19 protein-coding genes are annotated in these 19,198 nt (G+C 71.7%); 14 read left to right on the top strand and 5 right to left on the bottom strand.

Annotation, left to right across the window (positions count from 1 at the left end; genetic code table 11):
- Positions 1-188: 188 nt before the first annotated feature.
- Positions 189-1,379: a serine hydrolase domain-containing protein gene (locus tag OG357_RS37060; protein WP_329625280.1), complete on the bottom strand. Its 1,191-nt coding sequence runs from the start codon at positions 1,377-1,379 to the stop codon at positions 189-191.
- Positions 1,380-1,551: 172 nt separating this feature from the next.
- Here OG357_RS37060 and OG357_RS37055 point away from each other — a divergent pair, with 172 nt between their 5' ends.
- The 13 genes from OG357_RS37055 to OG357_RS36995 all read left to right on the top strand — a co-directional run bounded on the left by OG357_RS37055 (position 1,552) and on the right by OG357_RS36995 (position 14,312).
- Positions 1,552-2,349: a class E sortase gene (locus OG357_RS37055; RefSeq protein ID WP_329625279.1), complete on the top strand. Its 798-nt coding sequence runs from the start codon at positions 1,552-1,554 to the stop codon at positions 2,347-2,349.
- Positions 2,350-2,818: 469 nt separating this feature from the next.
- Positions 2,819-3,997, top strand: coding sequence for a zinc-dependent alcohol dehydrogenase (locus tag OG357_RS37050; RefSeq protein ID WP_329625278.1), 1,179 nt, complete (start codon positions 2,819-2,821; stop codon positions 3,995-3,997).
- The gene (locus OG357_RS37045; protein WP_329625277.1) at positions 3,994-4,944 is read left to right on the top strand and encodes an ROK family protein; all 951 of its coding nucleotides are present in this window, start codon (positions 3,994-3,996) and stop codon (positions 4,942-4,944) included. Before OG357_RS37050 ends, OG357_RS37045 begins: the two co-directional genes overlap by 4 nt.
- A gap of 31 nt (positions 4,945-4,975) precedes the next feature.
- A complete protein-coding gene (locus OG357_RS37040) occupies positions 4,976-5,974 on the top strand; it encodes a phosphotransferase family protein (RefSeq protein ID WP_329625276.1) in 999 nt (332 codons plus the stop codon).
- 231 nt (positions 5,975-6,205) lie between these two features.
- Positions 6,206-6,730, top strand: coding sequence for a dioxygenase family protein (locus OG357_RS37035; RefSeq protein WP_329625275.1), 525 nt, complete (start codon positions 6,206-6,208; stop codon positions 6,728-6,730).
- Positions 6,731-6,840: 110 nt separating this feature from the next.
- Positions 6,841-8,175, top strand: a complete 1,335-nt coding sequence (locus OG357_RS37030) for an aspartate aminotransferase family protein (RefSeq protein WP_329625274.1) — start codon at positions 6,841-6,843, stop codon at positions 8,173-8,175.
- Positions 8,172-9,128, top strand: coding sequence for an inositol monophosphatase family protein (locus OG357_RS37025; RefSeq protein WP_329625273.1), 957 nt, complete (start codon positions 8,172-8,174; stop codon positions 9,126-9,128). Before OG357_RS37030 ends, OG357_RS37025 begins: the two co-directional genes overlap by 4 nt.
- Entirely contained in the window at positions 9,125-10,054 is a 930-nt protein-coding gene (locus tag OG357_RS37020; protein WP_329625272.1) for a diiron oxygenase, read from the top strand. The genes OG357_RS37025 and OG357_RS37020 overlap by 4 nt, the downstream gene beginning before the upstream one ends.
- Complete coding sequence (locus OG357_RS37015) at positions 10,047-10,940, top strand: hypothetical protein (RefSeq protein ID WP_329625271.1); 894 nt, start codon at positions 10,047-10,049, stop codon at positions 10,938-10,940. Before OG357_RS37020 ends, OG357_RS37015 begins: the two co-directional genes overlap by 8 nt.
- On the top strand, positions 10,937-11,965 hold the full coding sequence (locus tag OG357_RS37010; protein ID WP_329625270.1) for an NAD(P)H-dependent flavin oxidoreductase: 1,029 nt from the start codon (positions 10,937-10,939) through the stop codon (positions 11,963-11,965). Before OG357_RS37015 ends, OG357_RS37010 begins: the two co-directional genes overlap by 4 nt.
- A 1-nt stretch (position 11,966) precedes the next feature.
- The gene (locus tag OG357_RS37005; protein WP_329625269.1) at positions 11,967-12,200 is read left to right on the top strand and encodes an acyl carrier protein; all 234 of its coding nucleotides are present in this window, start codon (positions 11,967-11,969) and stop codon (positions 12,198-12,200) included.
- A gap of 7 nt (positions 12,201-12,207) precedes the next feature.
- A complete protein-coding gene (locus tag OG357_RS37000; RefSeq protein WP_329625268.1) occupies positions 12,208-12,753 on the top strand; it encodes an MOSC domain-containing protein in 546 nt (181 codons plus the stop codon).
- A gap of 188 nt (positions 12,754-12,941) precedes the next feature.
- Positions 12,942-14,312 (top strand): sialidase family protein, encoded by a 1,371-nt coding sequence (locus tag OG357_RS36995; protein ID WP_329625267.1) that lies wholly within the window; start codon positions 12,942-12,944, stop codon positions 14,310-14,312.
- A 67-nt stretch (positions 14,313-14,379) separates the two neighbouring features.
- On the opposite strand, the gene OG357_RS36990 is transcribed toward OG357_RS36995, so the two are convergent.
- Positions 14,380-14,586, bottom strand: a complete 207-nt coding sequence (locus tag OG357_RS36990) for a three-helix bundle dimerization domain-containing protein (RefSeq protein ID WP_329625266.1) — start codon at positions 14,584-14,586, stop codon at positions 14,380-14,382.
- Between the two features lie 260 nt (positions 14,587-14,846).
- Between OG357_RS36990 and OG357_RS36985 the strand changes: the two genes are divergently transcribed.
- On the top strand, positions 14,847-15,275 hold the full coding sequence (locus tag OG357_RS36985; protein WP_329625265.1) for an ester cyclase: 429 nt from the start codon (positions 14,847-14,849) through the stop codon (positions 15,273-15,275).
- A gap of 42 nt (positions 15,276-15,317) precedes the next feature.
- Here the strand turns inward: OG357_RS36985 and OG357_RS36980 are convergent, their stop codons facing one another.
- From OG357_RS36980 to OG357_RS36970, 3 genes are read right to left on the bottom strand one after another with little or no spacing between them, the layout of a single operon-like run.
- On the bottom strand, positions 15,318-17,465 hold the full coding sequence (locus OG357_RS36980; protein ID WP_329625264.1) for a xanthine dehydrogenase family protein molybdopterin-binding subunit: 2,148 nt from the start codon (positions 17,463-17,465) through the stop codon (positions 15,318-15,320).
- On the bottom strand, positions 17,465-18,439 hold the full coding sequence (locus OG357_RS36975) for an FAD binding domain-containing protein (protein ID WP_329625263.1): 975 nt from the start codon (positions 18,437-18,439) through the stop codon (positions 17,465-17,467). Before OG357_RS36975 ends, OG357_RS36980 begins: the two co-directional genes overlap by 1 nt.
- Positions 18,440-18,446: 7 nt before the next feature.
- The gene (locus OG357_RS36970) at positions 18,447-19,052 is read right to left on the bottom strand and encodes a (2Fe-2S)-binding protein (RefSeq protein WP_329625262.1); all 606 of its coding nucleotides are present in this window, start codon (positions 19,050-19,052) and stop codon (positions 18,447-18,449) included.
- Positions 19,053-19,198: the final 146 nt, after the last annotated feature.

The following is a 19,198-nucleotide window of genomic DNA, read 5'->3' as shown; positions in this document are numbered from 1 at the left end:
TCTTCCTCTCCGTCAGGGGCGAGGCCGGCGGTTTCCGGCCTGCCCTGGCTCCGAGCCTCGGGCAGGGGCCACCGGTCGGCGAGACGGGTTCGCCCGTTCGGGTGCACCCGGATGCACACCGACCGCCGACTCCCGACTCCCGCCGAGGTCGGGGCCGACGTCGGGTCGGGGCCGAGGTCGGGGCCGGGTCAGTGCTTGAGCAGGGCGCAGACGAAGTCCTCCTGGACGGCGCGGACCTTGGCCAGCAGGTCCGGCTTGACGCTCTTGCTGGTCTGGGTGTTGATCGAGAACGTGAGGGCCCGCTTGCCGTCCGCCGTGCCGACCGCGAGCTGCGTGTAGCCCGGGAAGTTGCCGGTGTGGCCGTAGACCGTGCCGCACCGCGTCGTGTAGCGGAAGATCGCCAGTCCTCCCGCGTTGACGCCGGGACCGGCGGGCTCCGAGGCGGCACCGGGGATGAAGGTCCGCTGCTGGCGGCGCGTCTCCTCCTTCAGGAAGCCGCGTCCGCCGGCCCAGGCGCGGACGAAGGCGTTGAGGTCCTTCGGCGTCGAGACGATGCCGCCGGAGGCCCAGACGCCCGACGCGCCGAGGACCTCGCTGATGTCCTCCGGCGGGGCGGGCGGCGTCACGTCGTAGCCGTGCAGGTAAGGCTTCGGCAGCCGGTAGCCCTCGGGGAGGCTGGTCCGCCGCAGGTCGAGAGGCCGGTACACGAGCTCGTCGAGCAGCCGCTCGTACCGCTGTCCCGTGACCGCCTCGGCCATCAGCGCGACGGCGATGTTGTCGGAGTTCGAGTACTCGTACTTCGATCCCGGCGGGAACAGCAGCTCCTTGTCGGCGATGAAGTCGAGCAGCCGCCGGGAGTCGAACTGGTGCCTGGGGTCTTCCCGCAGGATGTCGAGGAACGCCGGCGCCGTCGAGAAGTCGGGCAGCCCGCTGGTGTGGCTGAGCAGCTGGCGGAGCGACACCTGGTGCCATGCGGCGGGCTGTGACGGCAGGAGCTCGCCGATCGTGTCGTCGAGGTCCAGCTTGTGCCGGTCCACCAGGCGCAGGGCGACCGCCCCGCTGAAGGCCTTGGCGACGCTCGCGATCCGCATGTGGTCGGACGGACGGGGCGGACGGCCGGTGCTCGTGTCGGCGACGCCCGCCCGGTAGGCCTTCGTCCGGTCGCCCTGCCGCAGCAGCGCGATCACTCCGGGCGGCCCTCCCGCCGTACGGACGAGGTCGTTCAGTTGCTTCTGCAGAGCCTTGTCGTGGGGGGCCGGCGTGCCCGTGGCCTGTGCGGGCTGGACCAGGGCGCCGAGCACCGCGGACGCGGCCAGGCCGGCGACGGACAGCCGTAGACGTGCGCGCGAGCGGGAACGGACGTGAGTGGGTGCCGACACTGGAGCTCCTTCACGATGGTGCCGGGTGGACGGGTACCCGGTTCAAGGGGGTCCGCCCCAGCATCGGCCGCACCGCCGGGGCCCGCCCGGCCCGATGCTCCATCCGGCCCAGACACCGCGGGGCCCGCGGGTGCCGTGGCGTGGTGAGTGGGGCGTGGGCCATCCTGGGGGTATGGCTGCCAAGCGTGGTGGGTCCGTGCGTAAGGGCCGGCACGGAGGCCGCGGCCCCCGTCGGCCTCTGTTCGCCGCCGTCACCGGGGCCGCCGCAGTGGTCGCGGTCGTCGCCGCGCTGACCGGCTGCGCGGGCGGCAACGGTAGCGGTACGTCCCCGGGCGTGCACGGCCCGACATCGGTGGTCCCCTCGACCTCGTCATCGGCCCCCTCGGTCCCCTCGGCCGAGGCCCCTCCCCTCACGGCCTCGGTCACTCCGGCCACGTCGCCGGCTCCCTCGCCGCGGGGCCCCGTCGCCGCCGAGATGTCCATACCGTCGATCGGCGTCGAGAACCTGGACGTCACTCCGTACGAGGGCACGACCGACGACCGCGCGGGCACCCGCATCCAGGATCGTGGCGTGGCGGCGAGTCCGTACGGCGAGCGCGGCGGCGTGGGGCCGGGCGAGATCGGCAACTATCTGGTGACCGCGCACCGGCTCTCGGCCGGCGGGCCCCTGCGTGAGCTGCCCTCGGTCGAGGTGGGGGACCTGGTGCACGTCACCGCTGACGGCACCGTCTACACCTACGAGATCGTCGAGACCCGGACCACGTCCTTCCGCTCCGCCCGCTCACTCGCCGAGCAGCGGGCCGCGGTCCCGGGTGAGCCCGGCGAGAAGCCCACCCGGGCCATGATCACGCTCTCCACCTGCGCGACCCCGGAGGACAACGCGGCAGGCAACTTCTGGCGAGACGCCCAGAACAACCCCGAGCACCGGATCGACAAGATCGGCGTCCTGACCTCGACGCGGTCGGCCTGACGAGCTCGTGCACGATAGGCCGTCGCGAGCAGGCCCGGGTCGACGTGGCGTTCGCCCGTATCGAGGCATGGGTGAGCACGCACGCCCCCTGTCGTACCGAGCCCTCGGGGCACCCGCCTCCGAGGCCGGGATCGCCACCGCAGAGGCAAGCATGCACGTGGCCGACCAACCCCTCGAAGAGAACGCGCGCCCTGACCCGGGCACAAACACGGCTGCTGACGCTGCCGTGGTCGTCAGCCGTGACGCTTGCTACGAGCCAATTTCGGATTCAGGCACTGCCTGGACGCAAGTGGGCCCTTGGAACGGGACGAGTCGCGCACGGAGCTTTGACCAGTCAGCGCTGCGGCCGGACCAGAGGCACCGCGCGGTGGCTCGGACAGCCGTGGTCGCGAAAGTGGCTCAGAGGCGTTGTGTCCAGTCGTGTTCGACTGGGCTAGCTTCGCCTTCCCAACGCTGATGGGGAGGTTTCGTGCGCGCTCTCGTCTATGTGGGTCCCGGCTCCGCCGCACTGCAGGATCGTCCCGCCGCACAGCTCTTGAACGGTGATGACGTCGTGGTCGACGTCGTCGGTACGGGGGTCTGCGGTACGGACCGCAAGATCCTGCTCGGGCGGTTCCCCGCCCGGCCGGGCGTGGTGCTCGGACACGAGTCGGTGGGTGTGGTGCGGGAGACAGGGCCACAGGTGCGTTCGGTCGCGGTCGGGGACAGGGTCGTGGTCAACCCCACGCTGTACTGCGGCTGGTGCGTCCCCTGCCGTCGGGGAGCGACCAACTTCTGCCGGCACAAGGCCGGGACCGAGGTCGGCGTCGACCGGGACGGCACGTACGCGGAGAGCGTGACCCTGCCGGAACGTTTCGTCGTGCGGGTTCCCGCCGGGCTGTCCTTCCGCAGCGCGGTCCTGATCGAACCGCTCGCCTGCGTCCTGAACAACGTCGAGGCCGCGGCCGTCTCCTTCGACGACACCGTCGTGGTGCTCGGCGCGGGCCCGATCGGGATGCTGACCGCACTGGTCGCCGCCCGCCAGGCGCGCCGGGTCACCGTCGCCGAACCCGACGGCTACCGGCTGAAGCGGGCCCGCGAACAGTTCGCGCACGTGGTGGACGTGGCCGGTACGGACCCGGCCGAAGCAGTGCTGAAGGGGTCGGACGGTGAGCGCCCCTCCCTCGTCTTCGACACCACCGGTGTCGGCCTCGACGCGGCGCTGCGGCTGGTCGACGACGGCGGCCGGATCGTGGTGATGGGCTTCGACGACACCTACGCCGTGCCGCTGCGCCCCCTCCGCCTCACCAACCGGGGCATCCGGCTGATCGGTGCCGGTGATTACCGGGCCGACACCTTCCCGGTCGCCGTGGATCTGGCCGTCGAACTCTCCGGTCCGAAGTCCGGGACCGGAGAGGTGCCGTTTCTGGAGCGGCTGGTGACGCACGAGTTCCCGCTCGAACGGTACGAGGACGCCTTCGCCGCACTCGGCGGACTCATCCGGGGCGACGAGGCCCGCGGACCCGACGCGGGCGGCAGGACCGACGCGGCCGACCCGGTCGGCGGCGACCGCGTGCCCGGACCGCCTCCCCGCTACGACGCGCTCAAGGTGGTGATCCGCTCGTGCTCCGGGCCCGTCGGCGCCGACGGCTGGCCGGTGGGCGCGTGAGCGCGCCGCGGTTCGGGGCGATCGAGTCCGGCGGGACCAAGTTCGTCTGCCTGGTCGGCTCGTCCCCCGACCGGATCGAGGCCGAGATCCGCTTCCCGACCGGCGAACCGGCCCCCACGCTGGCCCGGGCCATCGCCTTCTTCGAGGAACGGGCCGCGGCGACCGGACCGCTGGACGCAGTCGGCATCGCCTCCTTCGGTCCTCTCGAACTGCGCCCGGGACACGCGAAGTTCGGCCATCTCGCGGCCACTCCCAAGCCCGGCTGGTCCGGGGTGGACGTCGCCGGCACCGTCGCCGCCGCACTCGGCGTCCCGGTGGGCATCGACACGGACGTCAACGGCGCGGCTCTCGGCGAGGGCCGCTGGGGCGCGGCACGCGGCCTGGACACCTACGTCTATCTGACCGTCGGCACGGGCATCGGTGGCGGCGCGGTGATCGGCGGCAAGGTGGTCAGCGGCCTGGTCCACACCGAGATGGGGCACCTCGCCGTGCCCCGGATCGCCGGCGACGCGTTCCCCGGCTCCTGCCCCTTCCACGGCGACTGCTGGGAAGGACTGGCCGGCGGCGAGGCCATGGGTGCCCGCTGGGGCACCCCGGCCGAAGAACTGACCGGGGCCACCCTGCGCGAGGCGCTGCGGCTGGAGGCGGCCTACCTGGCCGCGGGGCTGCGCAACATCGTCTACACGACCGCGCCCCAGCGGATCGTGATCGGCGGCGGCGTCGCGGAGCTCCCCGGCCTGTTCTCACTGCTCCGCGCCGAACTGTCCGCAGCGCTGGCCGGCTATCCAGGGCTGCCCGAGCACGCGGCCGAGGACTTCGTGGTCCCGGCTCGGCTCGGCCGGCTCGCCGGACCGGCCGGCGGACTGGTCCTGGCCGCCGGCGCGGCCACTGCCGCGAAGCAGCACGCACGCCCAGGCGCTGGGCCGCCGGAGGGAACGTACGCATGAGGCGGGGCCCGGGCCGGGCAGGCTGGCCGGTGTGACGCGCCCCGCCCCTGTGGGCCTCCTCGATCCGGCCACGCACACCTGGCTGATCCGGCACGCCCTGCCCGGGGCCCGCCTGTACGAGGTGAACCCGCTGCCCGGCGGGTTCACCAACGACATGGCCCTGCTCACGGCCCGGCCGGCCAGCGCGCCGGGCACGGAGCGCTACGTCCTGCGCCGCTACCGGCCTCACTACGGCCGGGTCCCACGTAACACCTGCGCCGTGGAGGTCGCCGTCCTCGGCCGGGTGGCGGCCCACACCGTTCCGGTGACCGCGGTGGTCGCGGCCGATCCCCACGGCCGGGCCACCGGCCGCCCCACCATGCTCTACCGGTTCATGGACGGGATCCCACTCAGCCAGGTCCTCGCCGACGGACCGGCGAGCGGCGAGGCTCGGGAACTGGGTCGGGCCGTCGGCGCGGTGCTGGCGCGGATCGGCCGGGTCAACCTGCCCCGCCCGGGCGCCTTCGCCGACCCTTCCCTCGTTCCGGCTCCGGACGGCACGCCCCCGCTGGGCGACCTGCCCGGTTTCGTCGACCGCTGTCTGGCCGCCGCCGCGGACGGGCCGCTGAACGGCACGGACGCGGCCGTACTCCGGGCACTGGCCCGACAGGGAGCCCGGACACTCGCCGCCGTGGTGGGTGAACGCAGCCTGGTGCACTGTGACTTCAACCCGAAGAACCTCCTGGTCGAACGGCGCGCGGGGCGATGGGAGGTAGCCGCCGTGCTCGACTGGGAGCTCGCCTTCAGCGGCTCCCCGCTCTTCGACGTCGGGAACATGCTGCGCTTCGCCCACGAGTACCCGCCCGCCTTCGCCACGGGCTTCGTCGAGGGCTTCCGGGCCGGGAGCGGACGACTGCCCGGGGACTGGCTGCGGATCAGCCGGACGCTGGACCTCTTCGCGCTCGCGGACATCCTCACCGCACCGCCCGACCCGGCCTACTTCGCCCGCACCCGCACGGCGCTGCACCGGGCCGCCGCCGTCCGGTACTGACCACGACCGGACGGGTGGCGCGCCGCCCTTCGCCCCTTTCTCCCTTCCGACCCACTCACCTCCTTTTTCACAGGAAGCAACTTCTGCGCAAAAGGATCATCAGACCTCGGCCACACATGTCGAACAAATGGCGGGGAAGCGACGCACGGTCTTCTTCTCAGTGCCGGAGACGCGGGTTAGTCTGCCTGGGTCGAAAAGAAAGATGATCCTTTATTGAGGGGGAATTCCGCCGTGCCGAACAGAAGCCCGGAAAATGCCCTGAAGACGATCACTCCAACGGTTCGCTGCAACGGGACTCCGCCTACGCCCGCCTTGCGCGAGGGACCGTACTACAAGCCCGACACTCCTTTGCGAACCACCTTCCGGGGAGACCTGGAAGAGGGTGTCCCGATGCTGCTGCACGGCGCGGTACGCACCCTTGAAGGCAAGCCCGTCGGCGGCACCCTGCTCGACTTCTGGCAGGTCGGGGCAGAGGGGGTCTACGACGACGGCTTCCGGCTGCGCGGCCACCAGTTCGCGGACGCCGATGGGCAGTGGCGGCTGGAGACCGTCCTGCCGGCCATGTACCCGGGCCGGACGCGGCACGTGCACGTGAAGGTGCAGCCGCCCGGCGGCATCGTCCTGACCACGATGCTGTATTTCCCGGGCGAACGCCGGAACCACCTCGACAAGTATTTCCGGCCAGAATGCCTGATGGACGTGCGGGAGACACCCGAGGGCTGGGACGCCTCTTTCACCTTCGTCCTGGACGTGTGAATTTCGTCCCGCATTCCCTGGAGGAAGCGGAAGGCCTCCTGTTCCGCAACCCAGAAATTCCGCCATCCGCCGTCCTTCTAGTCCGCGGGACGGAAGTCGACAGGAGACACATGGCAGACCTGATACGTGCCCAGGGCGACAAAAACGGCACCGCCCGGAGCGATGTCCGCGGCGATGCCCTGAGCTACGTACAGAAGCACCTGTACTACCCGGTCACCGCGTACGAGATGGACCACGGTGAGGGCGTCCACCTGTACGACACCGACGGGAACGAATACCTCGACTGCGCGTCCGGCACCTTCAACCTGAGCCTCGGATACGGGCACCCCGAAGTGGTCAAGGCCATGCGCGACCAGGCCGAACGGCTGGTGCACACCACCTCGACCTTCCAGACCGCCCCCGTCAACGAGCTGGTCCGGCGGCTGGTCGACGTCACCCCGCCGAACCTGACCAAGGTGCACCTCAAGGTGTCGGGCGGCTCCACCGCCAACGAGGGCGCGGTCAAGATGGCGCAGCTCGCCACCGGCCGTCGCGACGTCGTCACCCTGTTCCGCAGCCACCACGGCCAGACCATGATGACGACCACCATGTCGGGCGAGTCGTTCCGCAAGGAACCCTTCCCCCACCTGATGCCGGGCGTGCTCCAGGTGCCCGACCCCTACTGCCTGCGCTGCTTCTACGGCCAGGCGGGACCCGACAGCTGCGGCATGCTGTGCGTCGAACGCATCAACGACTTCCTCGACCACGCCAGTTCCGGCAGCGTCGCCTGCGTCGTCGTCGAACCGGTCTCCGGCAGCGGCGGCAACATCGTGCCCCCCGACGGATACCTGCCCGCCCTGCGCACCCTGTGCGACGAACGGGGCATCGCCCTCGTCTTCGACGAGATCCAGACCGGCATCGGCCGGATCGGCCGAATGTTCGCCGCCGAGCACTACGGGGTCCGGCCCGACATCCTGACCACCGCCAAGGGCCTCGGCGGCTCCGGTGCGCAGGTCGCGGCCATCGTCGCCGACGAGCGGATGTCCGGGCTCAGCAGCGACCACCACTCCTTCACGTACGGCGGCAACGTCCTCGCCGCCGCCGCGGCGGTCGTCACCCTGGACGTGATCGGCCGCCCCGGCTTCCTGGAGAACGTCCGCGAGGTCGGCGCCCACATCATGGAACGACTGGGCGCGCTGGCAGCACGGCACAAGGCCGTCGTGGACGTGCGCGGCCTCGGCCTGATGATCGGGATCGAGATCGGCGACGACCGGGGGCGCCCGCACAACGAACGAGCCCAGGCACTGGCCCGGCGCGGCATGGACCACGGCCTGGTCCTGCGCACCTCCCGCTACGGCCGAGGCAACGTGATCAAGATCCGGCCGCCGCTGATCCTCACCCGCGAGGAGGCGGATCTGCTCTGCGACCGGCTCGACGCGCTCTTCGCAGAGGAGGCCGCCGCGTGACCGCCCCCACGCACGGCGGCCCGCCGTCCGCCGAGGCCATGCGCTCGTACGTGACCGGCCTCGCCGGTGCCGTCCGCGAGGCCGTACTGGCCGCCCGGCACCAGCACGGCAGCCGGCTCGTACGGGGCCTCTCTCCGGGCGGGGACGCCCAGTTCGGCCTCGACGAGGTCGCCGAGGCAGCCGTCTGGAAGTACATCGCCGGCCACGACCTGCCCGTCGCCGTCTACTCCGAGGACCGCGGACTGCGGTACCACGGCGCGGACCCGGCCCATCTGCTGGTCGTCGACCCCATCGACGGCACCCGGCCCGCCGTCGCCGGTCTGGAGTCGGCCACCGTCTCGGTCGCGGTCGCCCGTATGACGGGGCGCCCGCGCATCGCGGACGTCGAGCACGCGCTGCTGATGGAACTGCGCACGGGCGCCTACCTCTACGGAGACCTCGTGACGCCGGGGATCACCGCGCACGGCTACGACCACCCCGTCCCGGCGCTGACCCGCACCACCGACCCGGCACGGATGTTCTGGTCCCTGGAGTTCAACGGCCACCCGGCCCGTCTGATGACCGAGGCGTACGGTCACCTCATCGACCGCTCGGCCAACACCGGCGGGGTCTTCGTCTTCAACAGCGCCACCTGGTCGATCTCGCGGCTGCTCACCGGCCAGCTCGACGCCTACGTGGACATCGGCAACCGGCTGCTGCGCGACGATCCGGCGCTGCTGCCCGAGTTCGAGCGCGTCGGCAACGGCCGGGTCCTGCACCTGTTCCCGTACGACATCGCCGCGGCCGTCTTCCTCGCCGAGCGGGCCGGGGCGGTCATCACCGACGCCTACGGGCAGCCGCTCGGCGACACCGTCCTGACCGACCTGGGCGTCGCCAACCAGCGGTCCTGCGTGGCCGCGTCCACTCCCGAACTCCACCGGGCCCTGCTGGCATCGGTCCGGTGGAAGGGATGACGTCCATGCGCCCCCAGGCCGCCCCGCCCGGGACGACGGCCGCCACCACCACCACGGCCGCAGGCCCCGACGACACCGAGTTCAGGGCCTTGCTCGACCGGCTCTCCGACAAGGCCACCGCGGACTACTACAACCCGTTCACCACCTTCGACTGGCCGCCCGCGATCCCCACCGACGGCCTGTGGATGTCCCCCGAACTGCTCTCCGTCCACGGCACGGAGCTCATGGACGAGCTGAGCCCCGCCCAGCTCCGGGCCCTGAGCAGGTGGGAGAGCGTCAACTTCTACAGCCTCAACGTGCACGGCATCCGCGAGCTGCTCATCGAGGTCACCCGGCGCATCCACACGCCCGGTTTCGAGCTGCCCTCCGAGTTCTTCCACCACTTCGTCGGTGAGGAGAACGATCACATGTGGTTCTTCGCCACCTTCTGCCTCAAGTACGCCGACAAGATCTACCCCGACAAGTCGGTCAAGCTGCCCGAGGCCCCGCGCGACCCGGACATCGAGAACTTCCTCGTCTTCGCCCGGATCCTGATCTTCGAGCAGATCGTCGACCACTACAACGTCCACCTGGCCGCCGACGACCGGCTGCACCCGACCATCCGGCACATCAACCGGCTGCACCACCAGGACGAGTCCCGGCACATCGCCTTCGGCTGCCGCCTGGTGCACCTGCTGTGGGAGCGCCTCCTCCGCAGCGGCCTCGACGACGCGGCCCGGCACGACCTGCGCGCCTACCTCGACCGCTACCTCGCCATCAGCATCGGGTCCTTCTACAGTCCCGCCGTCTACCGTGACGCCGGCCTCCCCGGCGGATACGCCCTGCGTAGCCGGCTGCTCGCCCACCCGGCGCGGCAGGTCGCCCACACCAGGGTCCTCCACAAGACGACCGGTTTCCTTCGCCGGATCGGGGTGTTCGATGCCTGACACCGACCGCATGACCCCCAGGGCGACCGGGGCCGGCTGGTCGGTGCGGGATGGCCTGGTGACCCTCGACGAACCGGCCGTCGTGCTGAAGGCCGCGCTGGACGCGGTGTTCACGCGCTGGGGCGCCGAGGCGGGGGCCCGGCAGCAGAGCTACCCCCCGCTGCTGCGGGTCGACGACCTGCGGACCCTGGACTACTTCCGCAACTTTCCGCACCTGGGCAGCCCGGTCGCCCGGATCCGCCCCGACCGACTGGCCGCCCTCGCCACGAGCCCGTACGACGTCACCGGACCGCTTGCGGCCACCGCACTGCCCGCCTCCGACCTCGCCGACGCCACCCACCTCCTGCCCTCCGCGGCCTGTTACGGCTGCTTCGTGCACCTCACCGGCAGCAGTACGGACACCCCCGTCCTGGTCAGCACCGTCGCACAGTGCTTCCGCAACGAGGATTGCCACGACGGACTGCGCAGGCTCTGGGGGTTCACCATGCGGGAGCTCGTGTGCGTCGGCTCGGCCGAAGCCGTGCGGACCCACCTCGACCGGCACCGGGAGCGGATCCTCGCCTTCGGCGCCTCCCTCGGCCTCACCCTCGACCGGCGGCCCGCCACCGACCCCTTCTTCCAGAAGGACGGCGCCCGCACCGTCATGCAGTTGCTCGCCCCGGTCAAGGAGGAGTACCTGCACACCGACGGCACCGCCATCGCCTCCACCAACAACCACCGCAACTTCTTCGGCGAGCGCCGCGCGATCGGCCATGCCGGCCGCCCGGCCTTCACCGGCTGCGTCGCCTTCGGCCTGGAGCGCTGGGTGCACGCCCTGGGCGACCTGTTCGAAGGCGACCTGACCGCCGCACACCGTGCGGTACGGCGGGCGGGGGAACGCTCGTGACCCGGCTCGCCGCCCTGCTCGGGCTCGAACTGCCCCTTCTGCAGGCCGGTATGGGGGCCGTCGCCGGTCCCGGCCTGTGCGCCGAAGTGTCCCGGGCCGGAGCGGGCGGCACCCTCGCCCTGTACAAGGAACCACCCGCGCGGGCGGCCCGACTGGTCCGGGAGGTGGCGGCCGCCACCGGGGGCCGCCCCTTCGGGGTGAACGTCGTCCCCGAGGTCACCGGACCGGACCGCTGCCTGGAGCAGCTCCGGGCCGTCCTGCCCGAGCTTCCCCGCAACGGCTTCGTCACCGCCTTCGGGCTTCCCGCCGACGACGCGGCCCACGCCGTGCGGGCCGCCGGGCGCCCGCTGGTGGTCCAGGTCGGCACCTCCGCCGACGCCGACACCGCCCTCGCACGGGGAGCGGCCGTTCTGGTCCTCCAGGGCACCGAGGCCGGCGGCCACCTGCTCGGCGAGCAGCCTGCGGCCTCCCTGCTGGCCACTGTCCGGGCCCGCCACCCGCACGCCGTCCTCGCCGTCGCCGGCGGGATCGCCACCGGCGGGGACCTCGCCGACGCGGTGGCCCGCGGCGCGGACGGCGCCACGGCCGGAACCCTGTTCGTACCGGCCACGGAATCCGCCGCGCACCCGGAGTTCAAGCGGCGCGTGGTCGAGGCGGTGGCCGAGGACACCCTCGTCACCTCCCTCTTCGAGATCGGCTGGCCGCACCGCCCGCACCGCGTCCTGCGCAACTCCCTCACCACCGCCACGGAGCGCGCCCCAGCCGCCTTCATCGCCACCGCCCGGGTGGACGGCCGGCCGTACCCGGTACCGCGCTACAGCGCGGCGGCCCCGGGCGCCGCCACCACCGGGCGCATCGAGGAGATGGCCATGTACTGCGGCCGGTCCTGCACCCGAGTCACCACCACGCACCCGGCCGCCGCCACCGTCGCCCGGATTCGCCAGGAGTACGAGGACGCCCTCGTCCTCCGCGCCGGCTCGCACACGAGCACGCCCCCAGCGCCTCATCGGATCCAGGAGACATGACATGGCCGACGTCACCAAGCCGATCGTGGACTGGCTGCGCGAACGCAACCCCACCGTCGGAGACATCCCGGACGACCTCGACCTGATCGAGAGCAGGCTGATCGACTCGCTCGGCTTCATGGAGTTCATCCTGCTGCTGGAGGACCTGATCGGCCGGGAGCTGAGCCTCGACCGGATCGACGTGAACCAGTTCCGTACCCTCCGTTCCCTTACGGAACACTTCCTGAAGGGGTGAAGCGCCCATGGCACAGGCCTCGCCGCCGCCGGGTCCCGGCCTGGTCGCCTCCCTGCACCTCGCCGCGCACCCCGGTGAGCCGACCTTCCCCCTCGCGCAGGTCCGCGCGGTGACCGGCCGGGGCCTGGTGGGCGACCGCAACTACTGGGCGGGCGAAGGCCCCCGACCTCGCCGCCGGGGGACCGGACGGGCCTCCGGGGTCTGCGCCATCACCCTCATCGAGGCCGAGTCCCTCGACGCCCTTGCCCGCGAACACGACATCCTCCTCGCCCCCGCCGAATGCCGCCGCAACCTGGTCTGCCGCGACATCCGGCTCAACCCGCTGGTGGACCACGAGTTCCGGATCGGGACAGTGATCCTGCGCGGCCTCAGACTCAGCGAACCCTGCGCCCGCCTCGAACAACTCGTCCGCCCCGGCCTGATCCGGGGCCTGCTGCACCGCGGCGGGCTGCGGGCCGAAGTGGTCCACGGCGGGACGATCAGGGTCGGCGACCGGATCCACCCGCCTCCGCACGACGCGCAATCGCCCTCGCCGTCCACCCACGCTCGCTGACGGCACGCGGCCGACGGCCACTCGTCCTCGCCGGCGCATCCCCCGCATCACCAGAAGGCCCGCACACCGGCGTGAAGCACGCGAGGAACGGGCCGCAAGCGTCCATGTCCGGGGACCCGGACGGCTCGCCCACGCACCACGCGGAGGGCGGGCCGCCCGGCCCGCGGCCCTGCAGACAGGAAGACAGCATGGCGATCGAAGGCACCGACCCCAGGCGGAAGAACAGCACCACACCGGGCCCCAGCGCGGACACCCCGTCGCCCCAGGCCGTGGAACGCGCGGAACGGGCGGCCAAGGCGCTCGCCGAGGCGGGAGCAAGCGTGTCCGTCCGCCTGCTGGAGTGGGGCTTCACCCTCCGCCTCGACCCGGGGTCCGTCGACCGCCTCGTGCGCCCCGACGGCACCGGCCCCATGAGCGGTTTCCCCGGCCTGGTCCAGGACGTGCTCGCCGGAGCCCTGCCCGAGGACCTCGCCGATGCAGTCGGCGCGCGACTGACCGAACGCGCCGAACGGATCCGGGCGACCGCCCGGGGCGCCGGATGCGAGCTGACCTCTCCGTGGGCCGCACCCACACTCCTCGCTCCCGTGGCCCTCGACGCCCCACCCCGCGAGACCGGCCTGTGGTTCAGCGTGTTCGCACCGGACGCAGGCTGGGGAGCCGAGCGACAGTTCACGGCCTGCTACGCCTCCGAGACCCCCGCCCTGGCCGTCTTCCGCGGCGACCTGTACTGCGTCTACCAGGGCCGGGGCGACGACCCCGAGCTGTGGTGGACCGCGCACCGCGCTGACGGCAGCTGGTCCGAGGACCGGCCCTTCCCCTCCCATCACACCCTGGGCAGCCCTGCCCTGGCCGTGTACGAGGACCGGTTGTACTGCGCGCACCGCGGCGGCTCGGGCACCTGGGGCATGGCGCTGACCTCGTACGACGGCGACGCCTGGGGCCCGGACCAGCCGGTCCCGTACGCCGAGAGCGTCTACGGCCCGGCGCTGGCCGTCTTCCAGGACGCCCTCCACCTCGCCTACGCCGAGGCCGGCCAGCGGATCATGGTCACCACCAGCCGGGACGGCCACACCTGGACCACCCCTGAACCCGTCCCCGGCTGTGCCACCACGAGGTCCCCGGCGCTCGCCGTGTACGACGGCGCCCTGCACCTGCTCCACGGCAACCCCAAGGACGGGGCGATCCACTGGAGCCGGCTGCGCGGCGAAACCTGGACCTCCGAGGGCGCGCTGCCCGGGCACCGTACCCGGAGCAACATCGGCCTGGCCGTCTTCGACGACAAGCTGATCTGCGTCCACCGCGACCCCGCTCGCCAGCGGCTGTGGTGGTCCTCCTACGACGGCACGCGGTGGAGCACGGACGCCGAGGTCCCGGACCACAGCAGCAAATACGGCCCTGCCCTGGCCGCGTACCGCGACCGGACCGGCACCCGCGACCAACTCCTGTGCGTCCATCGGGGCCACGGCCAGCGCTTGGTCACTGCTACGGGAGTGGTGCTGACCGACGAGGACCCGGCAGGCCTGCACGAGCTCGACGATCCGGACACGGTCACCGGCTGATCCTGTGCTTCCACCGCGAGCATGGACGCTCGGAAGGATCGTCGCTGCACCGGCGGGGAACTGCCCCTTACTCCTGGTCTGCCGCCGAGAGCAGGTCGTGGGCGCGCCGTTCCATCAGGACGGGAAGGTACGTACGCACGCGGGCGTACCGGAGGTCCGCGTAGGCGGTGTCGACCGCGTCCCGGACGATGCCGGGATCCAGGCCGGGGAACACTTCCAGAAGTCGCTCCGTAACGTGCCGGAGAGCGACGGCATCATCGGATTCCTCCGGCATCGGGGACGGCCTTCCTCCGTGGGACGGGACTTCCCTCCACTGTGCCGCACCCCGCCCAGCGGGCAAGCCGGTCTTCGGCCGACTCGGGACCCGTCCACTGCCCTGACGGCCTTCCGTAACTCCGGTACCGAGCAGAAGGGCGGCGTCCTTCGTTCGGCGGTCTGTTTGACCTTGCCGCGACGTCAGGGTTTCTACTGAGTGGCACCCGGCCCGAAGTCATCACCGAGACTTCGGGACGCTGCTCCGAGAGGACCTCTGAGATGACCACCACCGTCGAGAAGAACATGGCCTTGCTGCGCACCGCGTACCACCTTGTGGAGAGCGGCGACTTCGACGAGGCCGCACAGATGCTGACCGAGAACTTCGTCGCCAACGTCCCCGGATGCCCCGACCCGCTGCACGGCCGGGAGATCTGGCAGCAGGGAACCAAGATCATGAAGGACGCCTTCCCCGACCTGAAGATCAACGTCCAGGACATGTTCGGCGTCGGCGACAAGGTGACGGTGCTGGTCCACTTCCAGGGCACGCACCAGGGCGCGTTCCAACAGTTCGAGGCGACGGGCCGGCAGGTCGGCTTCCGGAGCGTCGAGGTCTACCGCTTCGAGGGCGACCAGATCGCCGAGGAATGGGTCGCTCCGGACCTGCTCAGCCTCATGCAACAGATCTCGCCCGCTCCCGCCGGGCACTGACGCGCCTGCGGAGGGGGCGTCATGGCCGCGATCGGACGTCGCTCAGAGCAGCGCCTCCAGTCTGATGGGCAGGTCCGTCAGGCGTTTGCCGGTGGCGTTGAAGATCGCGTTCCCGATGGCGGCCGGGACTCCCACGATGGTGATCTCCCCCAGTCCCTTGACCCCGATGGGATCCGCCAGGGGGTCCTCGGTGTCGATGAACGCGGCATCCAGCTCGGGAACGTCGGCGTTGACCGGGACCAGGTAGTCGGCCAGGCCCGCGTTGACGATCCGGCCGTCGCGGTGGTCCGTGACCGTGCCCTCCAGGAGGGCCATCCCGATCCCGCCCACCATGCCCCCGATGGCCTGGCTGTGGGCCAGTTTGGGGCTGACCACGCGGCCCACGTCGTAGGCCGCGAACATCCGGCGGATCCGGACGAGCCCGAGGAGCGGATCCACCGACACCTCGGCGAAGACGGCGCCGTAGCCGTAAGTGGAGATCCTCGTGTCGGTGTCGCCGGGCCCCCAGGTGGCGGTTGCCTCCAGGCCGGGCAGGCCGGCGCGGCCCAGGATCGCGCGATAGGTGTCGGCGGCGCCGTTCTCCCCGGAGGTGAGCCGGCCGTCACCGACCGCCACCTTGGCGGGATCGGCCCGGTACAGGGGCGAGGCGGTGTCCGCCACCGCCATGCCGATGAACTTGTTCCGCAGGGCCGTGCAGGAGCTGTGGGCCGCGGACCCCACGCTCGCCATGGTGGTGGCGCCGGCGTGCGGCGGAGCGACCGGGTAGGCCGAGTCCCCCAGCCGGAAGGTGACCTGCCGCGCGGGCAGGCCGAGCGCGTCTGCGGCGACCTGCATGACGGAGGTCGTCGTGCCCGGTCCCATGTCGCTGGTCGCCGTCGCCACCGTCGCCGTTCCGTCCGCGTCGACCCGAGCGCGCGAGCCGACCTCGCGGCGGTTGTTGTGGTACGCGGCGGTGGCCATGCCCATGCCGATCAGCAGGTCGCCGTCCGTGCGGCCGCCGAGTGCTGCACCCCGCCGCGCCCACCCGAAGCGGCGGGCACCGAGTTCATAGCACTCGCGCAACCGGCGAGTGGAGAAGGGCAGGCGCGTCACCTCGTCCCGGGTGGGTTCGTTGCGGAGCCTCAGCTCGATGGGATCGATGCCCAGGTCGTGCGCCAGTTGGTCCACGGCGGTTTCGAGGGCGAAGGCGCTGCTCACGACGCCCGGGCCGCGCATGGACGCCGGCGACTGGGTGTCGATGGCGGTGAGCCGGTACCGGGTCTGCGTGTGGGGGACACCGTAGAGGAACTTCGGCAGGTCGGTGAGCCCCTCCTGGTACTGCTCGTAGCGCGAAGTCTCCGTGCGGACCTCGTAGATGAGGCTGTCGATGCGTCCCGTCGTGCCGGCCCCGAGCGCGAGGCGCTGCCGGCTGGCGGGCCGGTAGCCGGTGCCGTAGAAGAACTGGCGCCTCGACAGGACGACCTTGACGGGTCGTCCGGCCTGCCGCGCCGCGAACGCGGCCAGGATGACGTGGTCGTAGGCGCGGATCGCGCTGCCGAACCCGCCGCCGACGTACTCGCAGTGCACCCGGACGTCCTGTTCGGGGACGCCGAGCGCGCCGGCCACGGTGCGGGCCGCGCCCTGGACCCACTGGGACTTGTCCCAGAGCGTGAGCTTGCCGCCTTCCCACCGGGCGATGGTCGAGGGCAGCTCGATCGGGTTGTGGTTCTCCCGGCTGATGGTGAACTCGAGGTCCACCTTGGCCTCCGCCGATCCGAAGGCACCGTCAGGGTCGCCACGGCTGTAGTCAGGGTTCGACGGCGCCGTGACCGATGTTGCGCGGGGGTCGTCGAGATCGGTGGTGGCGGGCTGCCGGTCGTAGGCCGTCTCGACGAGGGACGCGCCGTGGGCGGCAGCCTCCGCCGTCGTGGCGACCACGACGGCGATCGGCTGGCCGTAGAACACCAGCTCGGTCGAGGAGTGGGCGAGCTTCAAGGAGCTGAAGTCGGTAAGGACGTGCAGGACGCCGGGATGGGCGCGGGCCGCGTCCGTGGCGATGCCGGAGACCCTGCCGCGGGCCGCGGTGCCGTTGACGATGACGCCGTACAGCAGACCTTCCAGGCGGTGCTCGGCGGCGTACGTGGCGGCCCCCGTGACCTTGAGCCGGGCGTCGACGCGTGAGAGCGCCTGCCCCACGACGTCGCCGGCCATCACAGTCCTCCGATCGTCGTCAACTGCCGGCGCACGGTCCGCTCCAGGAGCCGGATCTTGAACGCGTTGCCGGACAGTGCCCGCGCGCCGTCAGCGGCACGGGCGGCCGCCTCCGTCCACGTCGCGCGGCCGGGACGCGCGCCCACCAGCGCCCGTTCCACCCGCGGCAGCCGCCACGGCACGGTGGCGACGCCGCCGACGGCGACGCGAGCGCCCCGGATCACACTGCCTCTGATGTCGAGTGCCACCGCCGCCGACGCGAGGGCGAATTCGTACGACTGGCGGTCCCTGACCTTGAGGTACCCCGACCGCCGGGTATGGGGGCCGGCGGGGACGTGTACGGAGGTGATGAGTTCACCCGGCCTCAGATCCTGTTCCCGGTGCGGGGTGTTCCCCGGCCGCAGGAAGAACTCCGCGACCGGGACCGCGCGGGTACCCGCCGTGCTCCGCAGATGGACGACGGCGTCCAGGGCCACGAGAGCCACGGCGAGGTCCGACGGGTGTGTGGCCACACAGTGCGCGCTGCCTCCCAGGACCGCTTGCATCCGGTTGTCGCCGTCGACGGCGTCGCACCCCGTGCCGGGCGACCGCCGGTTGCACGCCGAGTACACGTCCCGGAAGTAGGGGCACCGGGGGCGCTGCATGAGGTTCCCGCCGATGGAGGCCATGTTGCGCAGCTGCGCGAAGGCGCCCAGTTCCAGTGACTGCGCGATGACGGGGTAATGCGAGCGTACGTCCGGATGCGCGGCGAGTTCGCTCATCCGGACCAGGGCACCCACCCGCAGGCCTTCGGAGGACACGGTGATGTCCCGGTACGGGAGACCGTTGATGTCGACCAGGCGGGAGGGGCGTTCGACAGTCTCACGCATCAGGTCGACGAGTGTGGTGCCGCCCGCGATGTAGCGGGCGCCGTCGGCTCCGGCGGCCAGCGCGGCGCTCTCGGTCGCCGCCTTGCTGAAGACGAAGGGGTACACGTTCGCTTCACACACCCTTCGCCGTCTGCTCGATCGCCGTGACGATGTTCGTGTACGCGCCGCAGCGGCAGAGGTTGCCGCTCATCCACTCGCGGATCTCCTCCCGGGAGCGGGCGTGCCCTTCCGCGATGCAGGCCACCCCCGAGACGATCTGGCCCGGCGTGCAGTACCCGCACTGCAGCCCGTCGTGGTCGATGAACGCCTGCTGGAGGGGATGCAGCTCGCCGCCGCGCGAGAGTCCCTCGATCGTGGTGACGTGCGCGCCGTCGTGCATGACGGCGAATGTGAGGCAGGAGTTCACGCGGCGGTCGTCCACCAGGACCGTGCACGCCCCGCAGGCTCCCTGGTCGCAGCCCTTCTTCGTACCGGGCAGCCCCAGGTGCTCCCGGAGAAGGTCGAGCAGCGACGTTCTGTTGTCCACCACCGCTGACCGCCGTACCCCGTTGACGGTGAGCCCGACCGTCGACGTCGTGGCGGAGCTCGCCGGGACCGGGCCGGGGGAAGCACCGGACGCGGACCGGGGAACCGGAAGGGTCAACCCCACGGCAGACGTCGACACCACCAGGAAACGCCGCCGTCCGATGGCGGACGCTCCACCGAACCCACCTGACATGAACCACGCCTTCCGGTGACCGGGACCGCAGGGTCCGCGCCGATGACCGCACGTCTCAAGCGGCCTGGGAGGACTCGCCGAACCACCCATGTGACCACTCAAAGCGAAAGGACAGTCACGCACTGTAGCAGTGGAGCCGGGGCATC

The sequence above is a fragment of the Streptomyces sp. NBC_01255 genome (assembly GCF_036226445.1).
In the GTDB taxonomy this organism is placed as follows: Bacteria; Actinomycetota; Actinomycetes; order Streptomycetales; family Streptomycetaceae; genus Streptomyces.
Note: the sequence above shows the minus strand (reverse complement) of the source record. Positions and strands in the feature narration are given on the sequence as shown.